Source organism: Streptomyces sp. NBC_00057, from assembly GCF_045041165.1.
GTDB lineage: Bacteria > Actinomycetota > Actinomycetes > Streptomycetales > Streptomycetaceae > Streptomyces.
On sequence record NZ_CP108256.1, the window covers coordinates 5,811,462 to 5,829,457 of the forward strand.

Here is a 17,996-nt window from a genome sequence, read left to right on the forward strand (position 1 = left end):
GGGGGTGAACGAGCGTGCACCTCTGCGCGAAGCCCCTGCCGACGAGCACCGTACGGAGAGCCATGCCCGCGGACATACCTGCCCCGACCGCCGCCACGGATGAGGCCCCGCACCCCCGTTTCGCCGTAGGCGTCCTCGCGTTCTGCGGTGTCGTGGTCGCGGTCATGCAGACGATCGTCGTCCCGCTCCTCCCGCACATCCCGGCCCTCACCGGCGCGACCCCCGCCGCCGCGAGCTGGTTGGTCACCGTCACCCTCCTGACCGGCGCCGTCTTCACGCCCGTACTGGGCCGGGTCGGTGACATGTACGGCAAGCGGCGGGTGCTCGTCGCCTCGCTCATGGTGCTGGTGGTGGGCTCGGTCCTGTGCGCGGCCAGCTCCCACATCGAGGTGCTGATCACCGGCCGCGCCCTGCAGGGTGCGGCGCTCGCCGTCGTACCGCTTGGCATCAGCATCCTGCGCGACGAACTCCCGCCCGAGCGGGTGCTGTCCGCCGTGGCGCTGATGAGCTCGACGCTCGGCATCGGCGCGGCGGTCGGGCTGCCGGTCGCCGCCCTCGTCGTCGAGAACTTCGACTGGCACACGATGTTCTGGGTCTCGGGAGTGATCGGTGTCATCGACATCGTGCTGGTGCTGTGGTGCGTACCGGAATCCCCGCTCCGCACCCGTGGCCGTTTCGACGCCGTCGGCGCGCTGGGGCTGTCCGGGGCCCTGGTCTGTCTGCTGCTCGCGGTCACCCAGGGCGCCGACTGGGGCTGGACGTCGGCGCGGACGGTCGGTCTGCTGGTGGCCGCCGTCGTCGTGGCGCTGGCCTGGGGTGCGTACGAGCTCCGCGTCCCGACGCCGATGGTCGATCTGCGGGTCTCGGCCCGCCCGGCCGTCCTGCTCACCAACGTCGCCGCCCTGCTGATCGGCTTTGCCTTCTATGCGAACTCCCTGGTCACCGCGCAGATGGTGCAGGAGCCGAAGGCGACGGGTTACGGGCTCGGCGCCTCGCTCGTCGTCAGCGGGCTGTGTCTGCTGCCGGGCGGCGTGATGATGGTGGCGCTCTCGCCGGTCTCGGCGCGGATCTCCGCGAAGTACGGTCCGAAGGTGAGCCTGGCGCTGGCGGCGGGCGTGATCGCGGCCGGCTATGTGGTGCGGTACTTCACCAGCCACAGCCTCTGGATGATCATCGCCGGTGCGACGGTCGTCGCCTCGGGCACGGCCATCGCGTACTCGGCGCTGCCCGCGCTGGTCATGCGCGGCGTCCCGGTCGGCGAGACGGGCGCGGCCAACGGCCTCAACACCTTGATGCGGTCGATCGGGCAGGCCTTCTGCAGCGCGACGGTGGCCGCGGTCCTCGCCGACATCACGTTCCTGGTGGGCGGCCGGACAGCCCCGACGCTCCACGCCTACCAGGTGGTCTTCCTGATCGCGGCGGGCGCGGCGCTCGCGGCGCTGCTGGTCACGCTGTGCCTGCCGGGCGGCCGTACGCCCACGGCGGGTACGGTCGAAGAGAGCCGCAACGCCCCGGGCGACCGGAAGGACGGTGTGCGGACGATGCCGATCCAGGAGGGCGCATGACCAGCCGCCAGGCCACCGTTCCGGTCCCGGCTCCGGCCGCTGTCGATCCGGGCACGGGCCGGGACGCGATCCTGCGCGCTGCCCGCCGGGCGTTCACACAGCGCCCGTATGCCGAGGTGACCATAAGGGGGATAGCGGCCGACGCCGGAGTGAGCCCTTCCCTGGTCGTCAAGCACTTCGGCCGCAAGGAAGAACTCTTCAACACCGTCGCCGACTTCGGCCCCGCAGCCGCCGAACTCTTCGACGCCCCGCTCGACATGCTGGGCCGCCACATGGTGGTGACGCTGGTGAGCCGCCGCCGGGAACTGCAGTCCGACCCGTTGCTGCGGGTCGTCTTCTCGCTCGGCAACCGCGACGAACGCTCCCTGTTGCGCGACCGCTTCCACGAACAGGTCACCGACGCCCTGGCCGCCCGTCTCACCGGCCCCGAGAGCACCCTGCGCGCCGAACTGATCGCCGGTCACCTCCTCGGCCTCGGCGCCACCCTCAGCCTCCACCGCGAGGGCGCAGGCGCGGACGCCACCCCCGAACACATCGCGGACCTGTACGCGCCCGCGCTGCAGATCCTGATCACGGGGTGAGGAACCGGCGACGCCGGGAATGTAGGGTCCGGGCTGATCGGCACCCGCGACCGCATCAACACCTGGATGCAGGGCCACCCGGAGGACTACCGCTGACGGTCGCCGCCCTGTGCCGACCGCGCCGGGCGGGCGGTGCCGTCACGGGTGATAGAGCGCCCGGGACCGGCCGGGGGCGACCGCCCCACCCTCTTCCGCAGGCAGGCCCACACGCAGGAAATAGTCCGCCTGCCACTCCTGCGTACGGCCTGCCTGGCGATTGGTCGTCGTGACCCAGGGCGGGTAGACGCGGAAGGCGCGCTTCCCACCGCAACCGTTCCTCGACACGATGCCCCGCTCGCAGAGCACGTCCCGCGGAAACACGAACTGCCCGAAACGGTCGGCGTCACGGGTGCTGATGACGAAGAGATCGACAGGGTCCTCGGAGTCGTAGGGCTGAATCGGCCCACCGGCGGACCGCTTCCACACCGTCACGAACTGGCCGACCTTCGTCGGGGTCGTCCTGGCCGCCCGGAACCTGACGGCGGCGCCGTCCACGGTGAATACATGCGCCCCGTACTCGGCGCTCTCCGCCTCGGGCACCGGCCGGGAACATATGAACCCGCACGGGTCGTAGACCAGGGACTTCGCCGCGAGAAGGTCGGCGTGCATCGACCCCTCGCACGACCAGGGCTCGGGTGCGGGGCCGGGCCCACAAGACGTCATCATTCATCCGATTCTGTCATCGCGCCGCAGGAGGGGCGCCGACGAGTGCACGGGGCCGGCCGCACCCGGGTTCGGCTGCCGTGGCTGACCCCGAGACCCGCCCGGCCGACGGGGCTTCGCCATGCCCTGCCCCCGGCCGGTCCGCCGCCGTCCCGGCGCTATGATCGGCACACAATTTGAACTCGTTCAAAAGGGGGAGCAGTTCATGCCTGAGCCGACCGTGCCCGACCGAACCGACACACCCGCCGTCGCCCTGGGCCCCACCGCACTCGTCCTCGGCGCCATCTCCGTCATAGGTGCATGGGCGCCCGCGCTCGCGTTCGTCACGTTCCCATGGGCGATCATCGCCGGAGCCCTCGCCGTCACCCTCGGCGCAGCGGGCATCCACTACGCCCGCCACGGCACCGGCCGCCTGTGGACCGCAATCGCCGGAACCACCCTCGGCACCATCGGATTCGTCGGCACCATCACCCTCATCTGGGCGATCGGCGCCTGACCCCCGAGCCCCCGCCGGGAGTCACTCGGCCCGCTCGACTCCTGCTGGGCGGACCGCAGTTGCCTCGCCCTGGCTGGAGTCTCTATCAAGCCCGGAACGGTTCACTGCGGGCCCCGAGGAATCCCGGGGCCCGCAGTGTCATGCCTGGCGTCCTGGCCTGCGAAAGGTCGGTGGTGCCGGTGGCGGCGCGGGGCCGGTTGCGTGCCCAGCGCCGAGCTCACCGCCGACAAGCTCCATCTGCCGGCCGACCTCGGCTCGGTGTACTCCATATGGCTGATTCTTCTGCCTATGCCCTTGTTGGTTATGCGCCCGCATGGGTCACTGTGGGTATCGAACCGGCGGGTCGCCCATCCCGTGCCGGGGAAACGTGGTAGTGGGCGACGTCCGCCGGTTTTTTGCGTCTGTGCGCAGGGTGGCTGCCGTGCGGCATCGCGTGTCCCTCTGGAACTGCTCGCTCACCCTGGATTGCCGGCTGGTTGCCGGCTGTCAGGCGGTGTGGCCGATCGGCCGGTTCGTGGTTTCTCCGTCCGTCTCATCCAGCAAGGGAGAACAGTCATGCCTATCTCTCCGAATGAGGGTTCCACCGGTGGCGGCACTCTGGTGACCATCACCGGCACGAACCTGTCCAACGCCGGCGCGGTGAAGTTCGGTTCCAAGTCCGCGACGGGTGTCACCCAGGTCTCGCCGACCCAGGTCACTGCCGTGTCCCCCTCGGGGGCCGGTACGGTCGGCGTCACCGTGACCACCCCGGGCGGGACCAGCAACCCGGTGCCGTTCTTCTATGTCGGCGCCCCGTTCGAGTCCTCACTGAGTGCCACCTCCGGCCCGCTGGGCGGCGGCAACAGCATCACCGTCAACGGCACCGGGCTGTCCACCGCGACCAGTGTGTCCTTCGGCGCTGTCACCGCCACCCCGACGGTGATCTCCGACAGTCAGGTCAGCGTCACAGTGCCCGCGGGCGCCGCGGCCGGAACCGTGTCGGTGAGTGTGACGACCGCAGGCGGAACCAACAACGGCCTCTCCTACACCTACATCGACAACCCGACCATCACCGCCATCGCCCCCAACTCCGGCCCGGCGTCCGGTGGGACGGCAGTGACCATCACCGGCACCAACTTCGACACGACCGACTCGGTCACCTTCGGTGCCGTTCCCGCCCCGTTCACTGTCATCAACGCGACCACCCTGTCGGTGGTCGCCCCGCCCACCACCGACGGCGCGCCCGGCCCGTCGGACGTCCGGGTCACCAACGCCGCCGGGACCGCCCTGGCAGCAGACGGATTCACCTACCTCGCCTCTCCCGGCATCTGACCAAGAGTCCCAGCCGTGAGACGGTCCATTGGACCGTAGAGCGGCGACCGCGTCGACGTAGGCGCGGTCGCCGAACACCCCCGGCAGGGTACCCGCGTACTCCGGCGTACAGACCAGAACGGCATCCGCCTCGTCGATCGCCGCACGCAACGCGACCACAGGCACCGGCAGCGGCACGGCGTCGTCATCGGGATTGAAGTGCGGGAGCGCCGCGAGGCCACCGTAGAGAACGGTCCGTACGCCCGCAGGCGCCACAGCCTGCACGGTGCGCAACACGGTCTCGTTGGAGGAGCCGCTGCGCAGACTTCCGGACAGCAAAAGGATCACCGGTGCGTCGGCATGCCCCGTCAACCAGTGACCCTCATTCCCCGCATGAGAGAGGGGCCGCCCCCGGGACGGCCCCTCTCTCGGTCTGCGCGGTGGTGGCGGGATCAGCTGAAGGCGACGGAACGGAGCTTCAGCCGGCTGGAGGCGTGGCCGCCGTTCGGCCGGAGGAGGAAGAATTCGCCCTCGCAGTCGACGCCGGTGAAGACAACGGCGGTTGCGTCGGTGTGGTTCCACGGAGTGTGGGCGGGGTTCGAGGAACCGGGATCGGCGACCTCGGGCAGGGTGATGCACACCCTGCTCGGCGGGTCGAACAGGATGCCGATCTGCGGGGAGCCGTCGAGACCGGTGTACGTGTAGCCGAAGTCACCGGAGGCCGCACCGGCCGAGGACGGCACAGCCACGATGAGCGCGAGCGCGCCGAGGGCGGCAGCCACGGTGGAACGAAGACGCATGAAGGGCACTCCTTGTGCGGGAAAGAATCGGAACCGGCCCAAGTCTGTGGCGCTGACCTGCGGTTACTGTCAGATGTGGGGTTCCGTCACCCGGACGGGAGCTGCTGAATCGGTTCTGCCGACGGCCATGTGGGTCATGTACCGCGGTCATCGAGTTGACCGCCGCCGCGGCGGGTCACGACAGCACGGGCGGCGCTTCGGAGGCGGGGTCCGGTCGTCCGGTCGCGCGTACGGCGTCGAGGTACTCGCCGATCGCGTCCCTGTTGCGTATCAGGCACTGGATGCGCTCGGTCATGCGGTCGCGCGGACGACTTCCCATGCCGGCGCTGCCGGCGGTCCAGAAGGTTTCCCGTGCCCCCTCGGAACGGGCTGATACCAACATCCAGGTGATCTCAATCGTGTTGATCATCACGCCGTGCTGACTGAACGTATGAGCTAGCGTTCGAAACGTGATCAAGACCTCGCTCCCCTCTGACCAGGCCTCTTCGACCGCCGCAGCGCTGACGCAGGCACTCTTCGGCGAACGACTGGATCAGCTCCACGAGCCCTGGCGCAAGCTGTTCAGCACTGAGCCGTTCAGCTTCAGAGAAGGGCTGTCGCCTGACGAACGTGCCGCACTGTCCTATGAGCGTTTACATCTGATCAACGAGGAACTCGACAGCCCCGAGGACTTCGTTGTCGACGTGGAACGACTCGCGGCACTCCACGAATGGGTCGGCCCGGTGGACGCAGGACTGGGAACGGTGGCGAGTATCCACTACAACCTCTTCCTCGGCAGCCTCCTCGAACACACGTCGGGCCCGAACCGCGATCTGCGGGAGTTCGTCGAGCTGCGGCGTACAGGAACGTTTCTGTGCACGGAGGCCGGGCACGGCAACAGCGCCTCCCAACTGGAGACCACCGCCACGTACGACCGAACCACAGGCGAGTTCGTGCTGAACACTCCCAGCGCGGCCGCCCGCAAGTTCATGCCCAACACCAGCTCCACCGGCGGTCCCAAAACCGCTGTCGTCGCCGCCCGCCTCATCACGGACGGCAAAGACCAGGGCGTCTTCCTGTTCCTTACTCCGCTCAGCGACGAGACCGGGCAACCGATGCCAGGAGTCGAGATACGCAGGCTGCCCCAGACAGCCACCGCCCCTGTCGACCACTGCGTCACCTCCTTCGACCAGGTCCGTCTGCCACAAGAAGCGCTTCTGCAGTCCGACCACGGACGCCTCACACCGGAAGGCGTCTTCACCAGTTCGATCGGCAGTCCCCGCAAGCGCTTCCTGCACTCCATCGGCCGCGTCACCGCCGGCAAGCTCTGCATGAGCGGCTACAGCCTCGGGGTCACGCGCCACGCGCTCGCCGTGGCCGTACGGCACGCCCACGCGAGGCAGACTTCCGGCGTGACAGCCGGAGGCAGTGTTCCGCTGTTCGCTCACCGCAGCCACCACGCTCCACTCCTCGATGCCATCGCCACCACCTACGCCGCGACTCTCCTGCACCGCGCCGCGGTACGGCAGTGGGCGCAGGCAACGGAGTCGGAGCGGGAGAACGGTGAGCGGTTCGCAGCCATAGCCAAGGGCTGGATCACCTGGCGGGCCCGTGCCGTCATGACCGAGTGCCGCGAACGCTGCGGTGCGCAGGGGCTCTTCCTGGCCAACGGGATCGCGGGCCAGCTGGCGGCCAACGAGGGAACCATCACAGCGGAAGGTGACAACCTCGTCATCTGGGTCAAGGCCGCCGGCGAAATGCTTCTTGGGCACTTCACTCCGAAGGAGCCCCATGATGCGCCGCCCGAGGCTCGCGACCTCGGCGATCCGGACTTCCTCCAAGACCTGTTGGCGGACATCGAACGCATCTGGCACCAGCGTGCACGTACGCGCCTGCGCAGCGCACCGGCCGGCAATCCCCTCAACCGATGGAACACCGCCGTCACACCGGCTCTGGAGCTGGTCGACGCCTACGCACACAGCCAGGCTGCCCAAGCTCTTCTGGACGCCGCCAACCAGGCGCCTCACCCCGAAGCGCAGCGCCAGCTGCGTTTGCTGCACCGACTGTTCACCCTGCGTCGTGTCGCGGCTCACAGCGGAGACCTGCTTGCGGAGGGGTATCTGACCAGCGCCCAGGTGAGGCAGCTCCCCGACGCGGCCGAGAGTGTCGTCGGGGACCTCGCACCCGAGGCCCTGACCCTCACGAACGGATTCGCCGTCGTGGAGGACGTTCTCCGCGACCATCCCATCAACCATCCTGATGCCTTCGACGGCATCGAAGGCAGCCTGCTGTCCGGGTGAGAGCCTCAAAGTGAGATCTCCGAGCCGTGCGCTCGGCGGCGTCGTGTCGGGAAAGGGCGTGTCACCACAGGGGACACGGTTTTGGAGTGGCGCGGTGATGACCCAGGTGATCGTACTCAACGGTGGCTCCAGCTCGGGGAAGTCCGGGATCGCCCGGTGCCTGCAGGCGGTCCTGCCGGACCCCTGGCTGGCCTTCGGGGTCGACACACTGATCCAGGCGATGCCCGCGTCCATGCAGGTGTCGGACGCGGGCATCGAGTTCGCTCCGGACGGTGAGGTGATCGTCGGCCCCGAGTTCCGTACGTTGGAGACGGCGTGGATCGAGGGGGTCACCGCGATGGCCCGTGCCGGAGCCAGGGTCATCGTCGACGAGGTTTTCCTCGGCGGAGCGGCGTCCCAGCAGCGGTGGCAGAAGGCGCTCGGTGGAGTGCAGGTGTTGTGGGTCGGCGTCCGGTGCGAGAGCACGGTCGCCGCAGCCCGTGAGATCGCGCGCGGCGACCGGGTCACGGGAATGGCGGCGTCGCAGGCGGACGTGGTCCACCGGGGCGTGATCTACGACCTGGAGGTGGACACGACGCGGAGCGAGTCCATGGAGTGCGCGCGGATCATCGCCGACCGCATCGAGTGATGCGTCGGGTCGCTGCGGCCACTTCCGGCCACAGCACTACACGTCGCCGAGCTCCAGCTCACCGACGACCTGATCCCCGCTCATCTCCCCGGTCAGCCGGAACCCGAGCTTCAGATAGAACTTCTCGGGCCCGTGCGCCCCGGGAACCCAGGTCACGGTCGTACGCGTCTGCCCGCGCCGCCGTATCTCCTCGCACACCGCTTCCACGGCGAAGCGGCCGTAACCCCGACCCTGTTCATCGGCGGCGATGTTCAGCCGCCAGAGCCCGGAGCGGAGCCGGTCATCCGGTTTCTCCGGATCGAACCGGACATCGAAGAAGGCCATGACGAAGCCCACGAGCCGCTCACCGTCGAAGATCAGCCGGGGCCAGGCGACCTCGGGTGCGGCATACGCCTGAGCCAGCGACCAGGCGACCGGCTTCACGAGCCCGTCCTGGTCGGGGCGTACTTTCAGCAGGCAGGCGGTCTCGACGTTGTCGGACGTGACCTTTTCGAGGCGGATCGATGAAGACATGTCTGCAACCTACAGAGCGTGCCGAAAATCCACCGGGATCAACCGCTGACGCACGATGCAGGAGCGCCTTCGCCCCCGCTGCGGCCATCGGGCCGTGGCGGGGGCGTCTGAACGAATTCCCTTGCAGGGAGCGTCAGTTGGCGGGCGCCTGGTACAGGCCTCGGCCGGCGCGGTGCGCCCGGGAGGTGCCGACGAGCCGGTCGAGGGTGCTGCGCACGGTGTTGATGCTGTTGGGGGTGAGCTCACGCCCAAGGGCCTTCGTGACCTCACGGGCACGGACAGGCGTGTCGCCGAACGTGGACAGCACCTTCATGGCCATCTCGGTGAGGCTGCCGCTGTCGTCGACGGCAGGCGCGGCAGGCGCTGCCTTCTTCGGCGCCCTGGCCTTGGCGGGCTTGGCGTCCTTGGCGGGCGCGGTGGCCTTTGCGGCCTTGGCAGGCGCGGTGGCCTTGGCGGGCTTGGCGGACTTGGTGGCGACGGCCTTCTTGGCCTGCCCGCGCTCGCTCTTCGGCTTGGCGGGAGCCTGCTTGCGGCCCTTGGGCGCAGACGCCTTCCGGGCGGTGCGGCGCGCGGGGGCGGCCGCTGCCGGCTCCTGCGGGGCCTCCGCCTGGACGGCGGCGGCAATGGAATTCTGAGCCTGCCGCGGAATCTTGGGAGCTGCAACGCTCTCAGTCTCCGCCTCCGCCTTGACGTCCTCGGCTTCTGCCTTGACGTCCGGCGCCTTGACCTCCTGGGCCTCCGTGTTCGAGGAGGGGACAGGGGAAGTGGACAGCGAACGCAGGGCCGTCAGCGCAGTCCGCACCGATTCCAGACGCTCGGTGACGGTCGCGAGCTCCTTTTCCAGGGTTTGCTGGTGCTGTTCCAGACGCGGAAGTTCCGCCTGCAGCAAGGCAGTTGTTGCATCGAGGGTGCCGAGTGTGTTGGTCTCGGAGGTCATGTTGTCGCCCTTCTCTCCCGGCCGACCGATGGTGACCGATATGTTGCAGCGTACGGGGCGTTGTGTTGTGGCCGGAAATCGACCTTCGGTGCGAACTGTCAAGAACCACCTTCAGCACTGACTGCCAGTCTCCTGAAACTCCCTGCCGCGCGTCCCGGAGACGGACTGATCGGCACTCTTTTGGCCGCACATGCTTCACTGGAGCCAGCCCCCCCTCCAGCCCCCTCCCGCCCCGGTCAGCTGCCGCTGTCCACATCGCCGCCGAGCGCGGCGGAAATTTCCGACCGGCCCAAGGAATGTCCACATGTCCGAGACCTATACGCTTTCCCTGCCGCTTTCGGCAGCAGCGGCCGGCGCCGTCGTGGAACTGGCCGAGGCCGAGCAGAACGCACTCGTCGCCGTCGTCGAGCAGCTGACCCCGAAGGGGTTCGCGGACGGCAGGATCGACGATCTCCGCCGGCTGGACGCCGCACGTGATGCCTCCGTGCAGCACTCAGGGGTGCACGGGAGCTGAGCTGCCGTACACCCCTGAGGTGTTGACGTGGTGCGTCGGCCTACTGGCGGGCGTTGATGACGTCCGCCGGGCGTCCGCCGAGTGCGACGCGGCCGGGGACCAGCGTCGCCACCGCGGTGAGCACCGCGGCGAAGCCGAGGACCCCGAGGAACATCGGCGGGTCGACGGACGGCTGGGCGGCGCCCGTCATCCCGACGCTGAAGGCGGTGAGCACTGCGAGCGAGATGGCCGTGCCGAGCACCGCGGCGACCAGGACGATCAGGGCGGACTCGATCCTGAGCATCGACATCACCTGGCGGCGGGTCGTGCCGACGAGCCGCAGCAGGGCGAACTCGCGGGTGCGGTCCGAGACCGACATGGCCAGGGTGTTGACCACGGCGATCGCGGTGAACGCGATGATCAGGCCCATCGCGAGGTAGTTGACCTCGGCGTTGGACTGCTGCACGTCGGCCTGGAGGTCGTCGACCTGGGTGCGGTCGAGGACGCCGATGCCCGGGAAGCGCTTGAGGGTGTCGGTCAGCTGCTCGCGGCCCGCCTTGCCGTCACCGGCCGTCTTGACGAGGACGGAGGAGGCGAGCGGGTTGTCGACGTGCCGGGCGACCAGGTCGTGCGACATGGTCAGGTCGCCGAATCCCAGACCCCGTTCGTAGACGGCGGCGACCTTCAGCTCGACCGCAGTGGCGTCGCCGAGCGTCACCTTGAGCGTGTCGCCGGGCTTCTTGCCGAGGTGGTCGGCGGAGACGTCGCTCATCGCGATGCTCTTGTCCCCGAAGCCCTTGAGGCTGCCCCGGGAGACGTCCGGGTCCCAGTTCGTGGTGAGGCCCTGCGCGGAGATGCCCTGCGCGGGGTACTTGTCGAGGCCGACGCGGACCTGGGTCCGGACGATCTCGGTGACCTGGGTGACGCCCGGTACGGCGCGCAGCGCGTCCGCCGCCTCGGCGGGGACGCCGGGGCCGTTCGAAGCGACCACCCAGTCTGCCTTGTTACCCGCCTGGGCCTGGGCCGAGGCGGCGTCACCCATGGTGGTCTGCACGAACAGGACGGTGCAGGCCATGCCGATGAGCAGGACCAGTGGGGTGACGGCAGCGGCCATCCGCTTGGCGTTGGCCCGGGCGTTGGCGGTCGCAAGGTGACCGCCGACGCGCGAGAACTTCAGCGGTATCCCGAGGATCGCGACGGCGACGCGGGTGATGACCGGGCCGAGCAGCGAGACCGCGACGGCGAGGACCACGACGGACAGGAACGTGACGGGTTGCGAGGCCGGTTCGGTGCGCAGGAAGCCCAGCAGGACGACCACACCGATACCGAGGGCCAGGACGAGCATCCCCACGCCGAGCCGTCCCCACGCGAAGTGGCGCTGTTCCATGGACGCCTCGGACAGGGCCTCGGCCGGGCGGATGCGGGCGGTGCGGCGTGCGGAGATGCGGGCCGCGACCCACGCCCCGAGCAGGGCCGCGCCTATGGCGGCGGTGAACGGCACGAAGCTGAAGGTGAGTGCGAGGGTGTCGGGGATGGCCTTGAAGTCGATGAACTTGCTGTGCAGCCAGTACGCGATGGGCAGACCCACGACCGAGCCGAGTCCGCCCGCGAGGCCGCCGATGATCAGGGCCTCGCGACCGATCAGCTGACGGACCTGCTTGGGGGTCGCGGCGATGGCGCGCAGCAGGGCGAGCTCGCGGTATCGCTGCTGGATGGAGAGCGCGAACGTGCCGACGACGACGAGGATCGCGACGAGCAGCGACGTACCGCCCATGGCGCCGCCCATGGAGACGAGCTTGACCCGGGCCTTGCCCGCGTCGAGGAACTCGATGGGGCCGCGCTCGCCACCGGTGGCGACGGCGTACTTGCGGCCGTCGCCGGCGAGGGCCTTCTTGGCCTGGTCCGCGAGTTCGCTCGCGGAGACGCCGGGCTTGGGCAGCAGGCCGACGGTCGCGACCTGGCCGGCCCGTCCGGAGAGGTTGCGGGCGGTCTCGTCGGAGAAGAACAGCGAGGTCTGCTGGTGCAGGTCGCCGCCCTTGGCCGCCGCGATGCCGCTGACCTTGTACGTCGTCGGGGCGCCGGTCGACTGGACGACGAGGCTGCTGCCGGTCTTGAGGCCGGTGCGGGCCGCGAGTTCCCGGTCGAGGACGACCTCGTCGGCGCCCGCGGGTGCCTTGCCGTCGGTCAGCTCGAACGGGGTCAGTGCGGCGGAGGACCAGGCGTGGCCGTAGGACGGCTTGCCGTCGATGCCGGGCACGATCTGGCCCTGGGGGCCGACCGCGTACGCCGGGAAGTTCGTCTCCGGCACCGCCTTGCGCACCCCGGGTAAGGCGGCGAGGGTCTCGGTGGTCCCCGCGGGCAGCCAGACCCGCTCGGCCAGCGGCTTCGCCTTGTGCTTCTTCTTGACCTTGCCTTTCTTCGTCTTGATGGTGGTTTGGTGGACGTTCTGGTCGGCGCCGACGATGACCGGGGCGGCGGCGTAGCGCTCGGTGGCGATGGTGCCGCGCAGACCGGTCTCCAGGAGGATGCCGCAGGCGGTGACCAGGGCGGCGGCGCAGAACAGGGCGAGGAAGGCGCCGATGAAGCCGCCTTTCCTGGCCTTGAGCGTCTGCAGTGCGTAGCGCAGCATCAGGCCCACGCTCCCAGGTGTGTCATGCGCTCGGCGACGAGGTCGGCGGTCGGGGCGTCCATCTGTCCGGCGATCTTGCCGTCGGCCAGGAAGAGGACGGTGTCGGCGTACGAGGCGGCCACCGGGTCGTGGGTGACCATGACGACGGTCTGGCCGGTCTCGGTCACGCAGGAGCGCAGCAGGGAGAGGATCTCCTTGGCGGTCACGGTGTCGAGGGCGCCGGTCGGCTCGTCGCCGAAGATGACGTCGGGCCGGGTGATGAGGGCGCGGGCGATGGCGACGCGCTGCTGCTGGCCGCCGGAGAGTTCGGCGGGCCGGTGGGCGGCCCGGCCGCCCAGGCCGACGCGGCCGAGGATCTCGTCGAGCCAGTTCTTGTCGAGGCTCTCGCCCGCGAGGCGCAGTGGCAGCTCGACGTTCTGACGGACCGACAGGGACGGGATGAGGTTGAACGCCTGGAAGACGAAGCCGATGCGCCGGCGGCGCAGCTTCGTCAGCTGGGTCTCGTTCATGTCGTTGAGCTGGGTGTCCCCGATGTAGGACTGGCCCGTGGTCGGCTTGTCGAGACCGGCCGCGCAGTGCAGGAACGTCGACTTGCCGGAGCCCGACGGGCCCATCACCGCGGTGAAGGAGCCGCGCTCGATCCCTACGGAGACCCCGTCCAGGGCGCGGACGCCGCGGCCGTTCCTGCCGTACACCTTGGTCACGTCGGCCAGACGAAGGGCGTGCCCCCGGTTGGCCGTGTTGTAGCCGTTGTCGAGGGAAGGGCCGCTCGTCTCGGTCACCATGTTGCGACCTGTCCTCTCCATAGTGCGGTTCCGGGTCTCAGGGGGGTGATTTTCGAGCGTATAGGGCATCGAGTCGAGCGTGGTCCGTAGTTCGATATTCGATCTACTCCGGGGCCGTTTGGGGCAGTTGACCCGGTGCTCGCCGGTGGGCCGAGGCGCGTCTGCGGCGCTGCATCTGGGCCCGGCGGCGGCCGGAAAGGCCGCGCACGAGGCGACCACCCAGGGGGCCGGCGGCCGGCCCGCGGTGAGGCCGTGGACCACGGCGGCGGCCCAGCCGGCGTACGAGGCCCCGTGCAGGACACGGAACGGGCAGTCCCGATGACCGGCTCCGGTCGTCTCAGCTCCGGACGTCCCCGAGTGTCCGCACCTCCTGGCCGGTGGGCGGCGTCTGTCGCGCACCGGTGCGGTCCAGTCCCAGGCGCAGAGCCATGGCGATCAGTGCGGCGACCGCGAACCCGGCTCCTGCCCAGGCCAGTTGACGGGCACCGTACTCGGCCAGGACCCAGCCCCCGACCGCGGTTCCGACGGTGATGCCGAGGTTCGAGAACGAGATGAAGAGGCTGTTGCCGAACTCGGGCGCGTCGACGGCGTCCCTCCCCAGCCAGCTCTGGCTCACGATGAGCCCGCCCGAGTGCACGGCCCCCCAGACCAGTACGGCCACAATCATCGGCGCGAACAGCGGGCCGACGGCGTACAGGAGCACGTAGACGAGCAGACACAGGACGGGGTAGGCGACCACCGTACGAATCAGGTTGCGCCGCAACAGCCCACCGAAGACGAAATTCCCGAGGATCATGATGACGCCGAACGCCATCAGCATGGCGCTGACCCAGGTGCCGTCCATGTGCGTGACCTGGCCGAGGTACTCGGCGAAGTAGCCGTAGACCGAGAACATCGCCGCGAAGACGAGGACGACCGACGCGATGGTCAGCCACATCCGGGACTGCTTGAGAACGCTCAACTGGGCGCCGTAGGAAACCCGTTGCCCGACAGGCATCGATGGTACGAACCGCAGGATGCCGAGGAAGGCGATCAGGTTGACGAGCGCACCGAACCAGAACGCCGACGCCAGGGACACGTGCTCGGCGAGGTACGAGGTCAGCGGCACACCGAAGGCGAAGCCGACGGTGACTCCGCCGAACACGGTCGTCGTGGCCCGGGTCGAGTCCTCGGCGGGCACCAGCCGTGCGGCGGTCGCGAGCGCGACTGCGAAGAACACCGGGTGGAAGAGGGCGGGAACGATGCGGAAGGCCAGCATCACCTCGTACTGCGTGGTGAGTGCGTAGACGGCATTGGAGACGGCGAACACCGCGATCGCGGTGGCGAGCACCTTCTTGCGGTCGACGCCGGAGGCGAGCAGTGTGGTGAATGGCCCGGACACGGCGATGACCAGGGCAAACGCCCCGACGAGCCACCCCGCGGCGGACGGCGTGACACCGAGCTCGGCCGAGACCTGGGGGAGTACGCCGACCATGCCCATCTCGGTGGTGATGATCCCGAACACGCCCAGGGCGAGCACCAGGACGGTGAGGGAGGTCTTTCTCATCGGGACCCTTCATCAAATCTAGAAAAGTAGATACATTGAGCTGTGGGAGAGGGCAGGTGCACGGAAGTCGGGTGGGCTACAGCTCGTCGCGGACGTGCGCGGCGAATTCGGCGATCACCGTTTCGTTGCGTCGGTAGTACGTCCACTTGCCGATGCGTTCCGAGGTGAGCAGCCCCGCGTCCTTCAGGGTCTGCAAGTAGCCGGACACCACCGACTGTGCCAGCCCGGCACGCTTCTGGATGTCGCCGACGCACACACCGATGTGGAAGCCGAGCCCCTGCTGCCGGTAGGAGTCCTCGTCGAAATACTTCGCCGGGTCCTTGAGCCACTGCATGAACTGCAGACGCGCGGGGTTGGCGAGCGCCTTGTGTATGGCCAGGGGATCCATCGGTCTGCCTCTCCGCCTGCTTCTCCACGGGACGCATCTAGCTTTCGCGATATGTAGTGGCGAGTCAAATCGGGCGGCTTCCCCCGCTCCCTTCGGGCGATGTTCAGTCGCCCGCGTCCGGCGCCGCACGGGCGCGAACCCCCGACCCGGTGGGGTCTGCGCTGTGGCATACGGCCACCGCAGGATCTCCGGCTGTCCTCGCAAACCATCGGTGATCAACGCGGTGGCCGTCCTCATGCCCACGCCACGCCCAACGCCGTATCCGAGTGACGTCGGACTAGGCGAGAGTGGACACTACGTACGCGGCGGCTTCGGCGAGGAGGGCCTGGTCGTACGTGGCGTCCTTGGTGGCCTTGCTGGACGTGATGGCGATGACGAGTGGCGCGGCATTCGGGGGCCACACCACAGCTATGTCGTTGAGGGTGCCGTAGTCACCGGTCCCGGTTTTGTCCGCCACGTTCCATCCCCGCGGTACGCCGGCCCGGATACGTTGCGCGCCGGCAGCGGTGGCGTTGCGTTCCAGCAGGTGGCGGAGGAAGGTGCGCTTGTCCGTCGGCAGGGCGTCCCCCAGCAGGATCTTCCGGTAGTTGGTGCCGAATGCCCGGGGCGAGGTGGTGTCGCGGGGATCTCCCGGGGTGGCTTGCGCGATCGTCGGCTCGATCCGGTCCATCCTGGTGACCGTGTCGCCGAGACTGCGCACGTATGCCGTGAACCGGGCCGGTCCGCCGAGATCGCGGAGCAGGAGATTGCCGGCCGTTCCGTCGCTGTAGCGGACCGCGGCATCACACAGCTGTCGGATCGTCATTCCGGTGGCCACATGCCGCCTGGTGATGGCCGAGCTCTTCATCAGGTCGTTTTCCGTGTACCTGATGACCGTATCCAGGTGCGACAGCGGATTGCGGTGCAGGACCGCCGCTGCCGCCAGCCCCTTGAACGTCGAGCAGAACGCGAACCGTTCGTCCGCCCGGTGGGTGAGGGTGGCCCCGGTGCCGGTGGCGAGGGCATACACCCCTAAGCGGGCTTCGAACTTCTTTTCCAATGAGGCCAGTTGGCTGTGGCGAGCGCTCGCCGTGGCGGAGGGAGACGAGGGCGCGCCCACTGACGGCCGCGTCGCCGGCCTCTTGCCCTCCGCGCATCCGGCCAACGGCAGGAGTGCCGCCACCCCTAGAAGAGTGCGGCGCGTGATGGCCGGTTGTCGTGACGTCATGGTCTTCCCTCCACCGGGGCGAGTTACGACTACGGCAAGTCGGCTCGAGTTCGCTTGCCGCAGATGGGGTGACCGCCGGGCAACACTGCTCCTCCGGAAGCTCATTACCGGCAAACCGGTATCTGCCTCAAGAGATGGCCCAGGTCGGGCAGAAGGCAATCTGGCATTCGGCAGTACATGCTGTCCAAGACAGAAATGCGCAGACCCATGCTGATCCGGCATGGCTATAAGCTCCGGCCGTGGACATGGTCAGGGCCTGCGAGGCGTTCGTGGCGGTGAGCGGGCATGGCAGCTTCACCGTCGGTGCCGCTGCGGCAGGCATGCCACAGTCGGTCGTCAGCCGGCGGATCGCCGCCCTGGAGGAGCATTTCGGCGCCAAGCTGTTCGACCGGTCGTCGCGAAACGTCACTCTGACCCCGTTCGGCCGGGACATGCTGTCCTCGGCCCGGCGGCTGGTCGAACTCGTCGAGGCGATGGAGCATGACGCCGAGCGCGCCAAGCGACGCCGGTTCCGGCTGGCCGTACCGGCGGTCTCCGCCCCACGCCGGCTCGCCGGGCTCGTTGCCGAGGCGCGTCGGCACGACCTGAATCTCGCCCTGCACACAGCCGGGCCGGGTGAACGCGCGGCGCTCGCACGGACGCTGGAGGTCCGGGCGGCGATCGTGTCCGTACCCGCGGACGGAGCGCCATGGCGGATACCGTTGGGGCTGGCCGGCAGCGCCGAGCCGGCGGGGCAGACGATATACGTGGAAAGCCTGCGCGCGGGCCGGGCCGCACGTAACGCACGCCGGCGACGCGTCTTGATCCAGCCGGAGGACGACGTGCCGCACGTACGCGACCGGGTGATCCGGTTACGGGACGGGGTCGGCCTCCAACCCGCCCAGGTCGTGGTCTCGGCCTCACTCGTCGACGCCGCGGCCGAGGTGCTCGGCTCGGCCGACCTGTTGCTCTGCTCCGCCGTCCAGGCCGCCGAACTGGGGCTGCACTGGCGGCCGATCGGCGAGTTGGAGCTGGTACGGGGTTACGACGTCGAGGCCGGACTGCGCGAGGACGCCCAGCGGATCCGGGCCCTCCCGCTCGCCACGATCGGGCGCTGCCTCGGCATGTCGGACGACGGCAGCCGGGGCGGCGACGTGCCGGGCGATGGTGAGGCGTAG

General features: G+C 69.1%; 18 protein-coding genes and 1 pseudogene. 8 read left to right on the forward strand and 11 right to left on the reverse strand.

Features of this window, described 5'->3' with window-relative positions; all coding sequences use genetic code 11:
• Positions 1 to 62: 62 nt before the first annotated feature.
• Positions 63 to 1,565 carry an MFS transporter gene (locus tag OG953_RS27365; RefSeq protein ID WP_405687550.1) on the forward strand — a complete coding sequence of 501 codons (1,503 nt, stop codon included), beginning with the start codon at positions 63 to 65 and terminating at the stop codon, positions 1,563 to 1,565.
• A complete protein-coding gene (locus tag OG953_RS27370) occupies positions 1,562 to 2,146 on the forward strand; it encodes a TetR family transcriptional regulator (protein WP_405687552.1) in 585 nt (194 codons plus the stop codon). The genes OG953_RS27365 and OG953_RS27370 overlap by 4 nt, the downstream gene beginning before the upstream one ends.
• Positions 2,147 to 2,284: 138 nt before the next feature.
• Here the strand turns inward: OG953_RS27370 and OG953_RS27375 are convergent, their stop codons facing one another.
• The gene (locus tag OG953_RS27375; RefSeq protein WP_405687553.1) at positions 2,285 to 2,794 is read right to left on the reverse strand and encodes a MepB family protein; all 510 of its coding nucleotides are present in this window, start codon (positions 2,792 to 2,794) and stop codon (positions 2,285 to 2,287) included.
• A gap of 259 nt (positions 2,795 to 3,053) precedes the next feature.
• Between OG953_RS27375 and OG953_RS27380 the strand changes: the two genes are divergently transcribed.
• Positions 3,054 to 3,344, forward strand: a complete 291-nt coding sequence (locus OG953_RS27380; RefSeq protein ID WP_405687555.1) for a hypothetical protein — start codon at positions 3,054 to 3,056, stop codon at positions 3,342 to 3,344.
• Positions 3,345 to 3,899: 555 nt separating this feature from the next.
• Complete coding sequence (locus tag OG953_RS27385) at positions 3,900 to 4,655, forward strand: IPT/TIG domain-containing protein (protein WP_405687556.1); 756 nt, start codon at positions 3,900 to 3,902, stop codon at positions 4,653 to 4,655.
• Between the two features lie 84 nt (positions 4,656 to 4,739).
• Here the strand turns inward: OG953_RS27385 and OG953_RS27390 are convergent.
• The 3 genes and pseudogenes from OG953_RS27390 to OG953_RS27400 all read right to left on the reverse strand — a co-directional run.
• Positions 4,740 to 4,982, reverse strand: a pseudogene (locus OG953_RS27390) (NADPH-dependent FMN reductase); the annotation flags it as partial.
• 104 nt (positions 4,983 to 5,086) lie between these two features.
• Positions 5,087 to 5,434, reverse strand: a complete 348-nt coding sequence (locus tag OG953_RS27395; protein WP_405687558.1) for a hypothetical protein — start codon at positions 5,432 to 5,434, stop codon at positions 5,087 to 5,089.
• A gap of 175 nt (positions 5,435 to 5,609) precedes the next feature.
• A complete protein-coding gene (locus OG953_RS27400) occupies positions 5,610 to 5,891 on the reverse strand; it encodes a hypothetical protein (protein WP_405687559.1) in 282 nt (93 codons plus the stop codon).
• Between OG953_RS27400 and OG953_RS27405 the strand changes: the two genes are divergently transcribed.
• Together OG953_RS27405 and cpt are read left to right on the forward strand one after the other, a co-directional pair.
• Entirely contained in the window at positions 5,884 to 7,713 is a 1,830-nt protein-coding gene (locus tag OG953_RS27405; protein ID WP_405687561.1) for an acyl-CoA dehydrogenase, read from the forward strand. The genes OG953_RS27400 and OG953_RS27405 overlap by 8 nt on opposite strands.
• A gap of 97 nt (positions 7,714 to 7,810) precedes the next feature.
• Positions 7,811 to 8,341, forward strand: coding sequence for a chloramphenicol phosphotransferase CPT (gene cpt, locus OG953_RS27410; protein ID WP_405687562.1), 531 nt, complete (start codon positions 7,811 to 7,813; stop codon positions 8,339 to 8,341).
• 36 nt (positions 8,342 to 8,377) lie between these two features.
• On the opposite strand, the gene OG953_RS27415 is transcribed toward cpt, so the two are convergent.
• Both OG953_RS27415 and OG953_RS27420 read right to left on the reverse strand, forming a co-directional pair.
• Positions 8,378 to 8,854 (reverse strand): GNAT family N-acetyltransferase, encoded by a 477-nt coding sequence (locus OG953_RS27415; protein WP_405687564.1) that lies wholly within the window; start codon positions 8,852 to 8,854, stop codon positions 8,378 to 8,380.
• A gap of 133 nt (positions 8,855 to 8,987) precedes the next feature.
• Complete coding sequence (locus OG953_RS27420; protein ID WP_405687566.1) at positions 8,988 to 9,791, reverse strand: hypothetical protein; 804 nt, start codon at positions 9,789 to 9,791, stop codon at positions 8,988 to 8,990.
• 304 nt (positions 9,792 to 10,095) lie between these two features.
• Here OG953_RS27420 and OG953_RS27425 point away from each other — a divergent pair, with 304 nt between their 5' ends.
• Positions 10,096 to 10,305 carry a hypothetical protein gene (locus OG953_RS27425; protein WP_405687568.1) on the forward strand — a complete coding sequence of 70 codons (210 nt, stop codon included), beginning with the start codon at positions 10,096 to 10,098 and terminating at the stop codon, positions 10,303 to 10,305.
• Positions 10,306 to 10,345: 40 nt separating this feature from the next.
• Here OG953_RS27425 and OG953_RS27430 read toward each other — a convergent pair whose 3' ends face one another.
• From OG953_RS27430 to bla, 5 genes are all read right to left on the reverse strand, one after another.
• A complete protein-coding gene (locus OG953_RS27430) occupies positions 10,346 to 12,913 on the reverse strand; it encodes an FtsX-like permease family protein (protein ID WP_405687569.1) in 2,568 nt (855 codons plus the stop codon).
• Positions 12,913 to 13,698, reverse strand: coding sequence for an ABC transporter ATP-binding protein (locus OG953_RS27435; protein ID WP_405687571.1), 786 nt, complete (start codon positions 13,696 to 13,698; stop codon positions 12,913 to 12,915). The genes OG953_RS27430 and OG953_RS27435 overlap by 1 nt, the downstream gene beginning before the upstream one ends.
• A gap of 337 nt (positions 13,699 to 14,035) precedes the next feature.
• Complete coding sequence (locus OG953_RS27440) at positions 14,036 to 15,244, reverse strand: MFS transporter (protein ID WP_405687573.1); 1,209 nt, start codon at positions 15,242 to 15,244, stop codon at positions 14,036 to 14,038.
• 76 nt (positions 15,245 to 15,320) lie between these two features.
• The gene (locus tag OG953_RS27445; protein WP_405687574.1) at positions 15,321 to 15,632 is read right to left on the reverse strand and encodes an ArsR/SmtB family transcription factor; all 312 of its coding nucleotides are present in this window, start codon (positions 15,630 to 15,632) and stop codon (positions 15,321 to 15,323) included.
• 277 nt (positions 15,633 to 15,909) lie between these two features.
• Positions 15,910 to 16,839 (reverse strand): class A beta-lactamase, encoded by a 930-nt coding sequence (gene bla, locus OG953_RS27450; RefSeq protein WP_405687576.1) that lies wholly within the window; start codon positions 16,837 to 16,839, stop codon positions 15,910 to 15,912.
• 245 nt (positions 16,840 to 17,084) lie between these two features.
• Here bla and OG953_RS27455 point away from each other — a divergent pair, with 245 nt between their 5' ends.
• Positions 17,085 to 17,996, forward strand: a complete 912-nt coding sequence (locus tag OG953_RS27455; RefSeq protein ID WP_405692094.1) for a LysR family transcriptional regulator — start codon at positions 17,085 to 17,087, stop codon at positions 17,994 to 17,996.

Bases quoted from the DNA above. Each gene is read 5' to 3' on its own strand.
- OG953_RS27365 (WP_405687550.1), top strand. From the start codon at position 63: ATGCCCGCGGACATACCTGCCCCGACCGCCGCCACGGATGAGGCCCCG.
- OG953_RS27370 (WP_405687552.1), top strand. From the start codon at position 1,562: ATGACCAGCCGCCAGGCCACCGTTCCGGTCCCGGCTCCGGCCGCTGTC.
- OG953_RS27375 (WP_405687553.1), bottom strand. From the start codon at position 2,794: ATGCACGCCGACCTTCTCGCGGCGAAGTCCCTGGTCTACGACCCGTGC.
- OG953_RS27380 (WP_405687555.1), top strand. From the start codon at position 3,054: ATGCCTGAGCCGACCGTGCCCGACCGAACCGACACACCCGCCGTCGCC.
- OG953_RS27385 (WP_405687556.1), top strand. From the start codon at position 3,900: ATGCCTATCTCTCCGAATGAGGGTTCCACCGGTGGCGGCACTCTGGTG.
- OG953_RS27395 (WP_405687558.1), bottom strand. From the start codon at position 5,434: ATGCGTCTTCGTTCCACCGTGGCTGCCGCCCTCGGCGCGCTCGCGCTC.
- cpt (WP_405687562.1), top strand. From the start codon at position 7,811: ATGACCCAGGTGATCGTACTCAACGGTGGCTCCAGCTCGGGGAAGTCC.
- OG953_RS27415 (WP_405687564.1), bottom strand. From the start codon at position 8,854: ATGTCTTCATCGATCCGCCTCGAAAAGGTCACGTCCGACAACGTCGAG.
- OG953_RS27420 (WP_405687566.1), bottom strand. From the start codon at position 9,791: ATGACCTCCGAGACCAACACACTCGGCACCCTCGATGCAACAACTGCC.
- OG953_RS27425 (WP_405687568.1), top strand. From the start codon at position 10,096: ATGTCCGAGACCTATACGCTTTCCCTGCCGCTTTCGGCAGCAGCGGCC.
- OG953_RS27430 (WP_405687569.1), bottom strand. From the start codon at position 12,913: ATGCTGCGCTACGCACTGCAGACGCTCAAGGCCAGGAAAGGCGGCTTC.
- OG953_RS27435 (WP_405687571.1), bottom strand. From the start codon at position 13,698: ATGGTGACCGAGACGAGCGGCCCTTCCCTCGACAACGGCTACAACACG.
- OG953_RS27440 (WP_405687573.1), bottom strand. From the start codon at position 15,244: ATGAGAAAGACCTCCCTCACCGTCCTGGTGCTCGCCCTGGGCGTGTTC.
- OG953_RS27445 (WP_405687574.1), bottom strand. From the start codon at position 15,632: ATGGATCCCCTGGCCATACACAAGGCGCTCGCCAACCCCGCGCGTCTG.
- bla (WP_405687576.1), bottom strand. From the start codon at position 16,839: ATGACGTCACGACAACCGGCCATCACGCGCCGCACTCTTCTAGGGGTG.
- OG953_RS27455 (WP_405692094.1), top strand. From the start codon at position 17,085: ATGGTCAGGGCCTGCGAGGCGTTCGTGGCGGTGAGCGGGCATGGCAGC.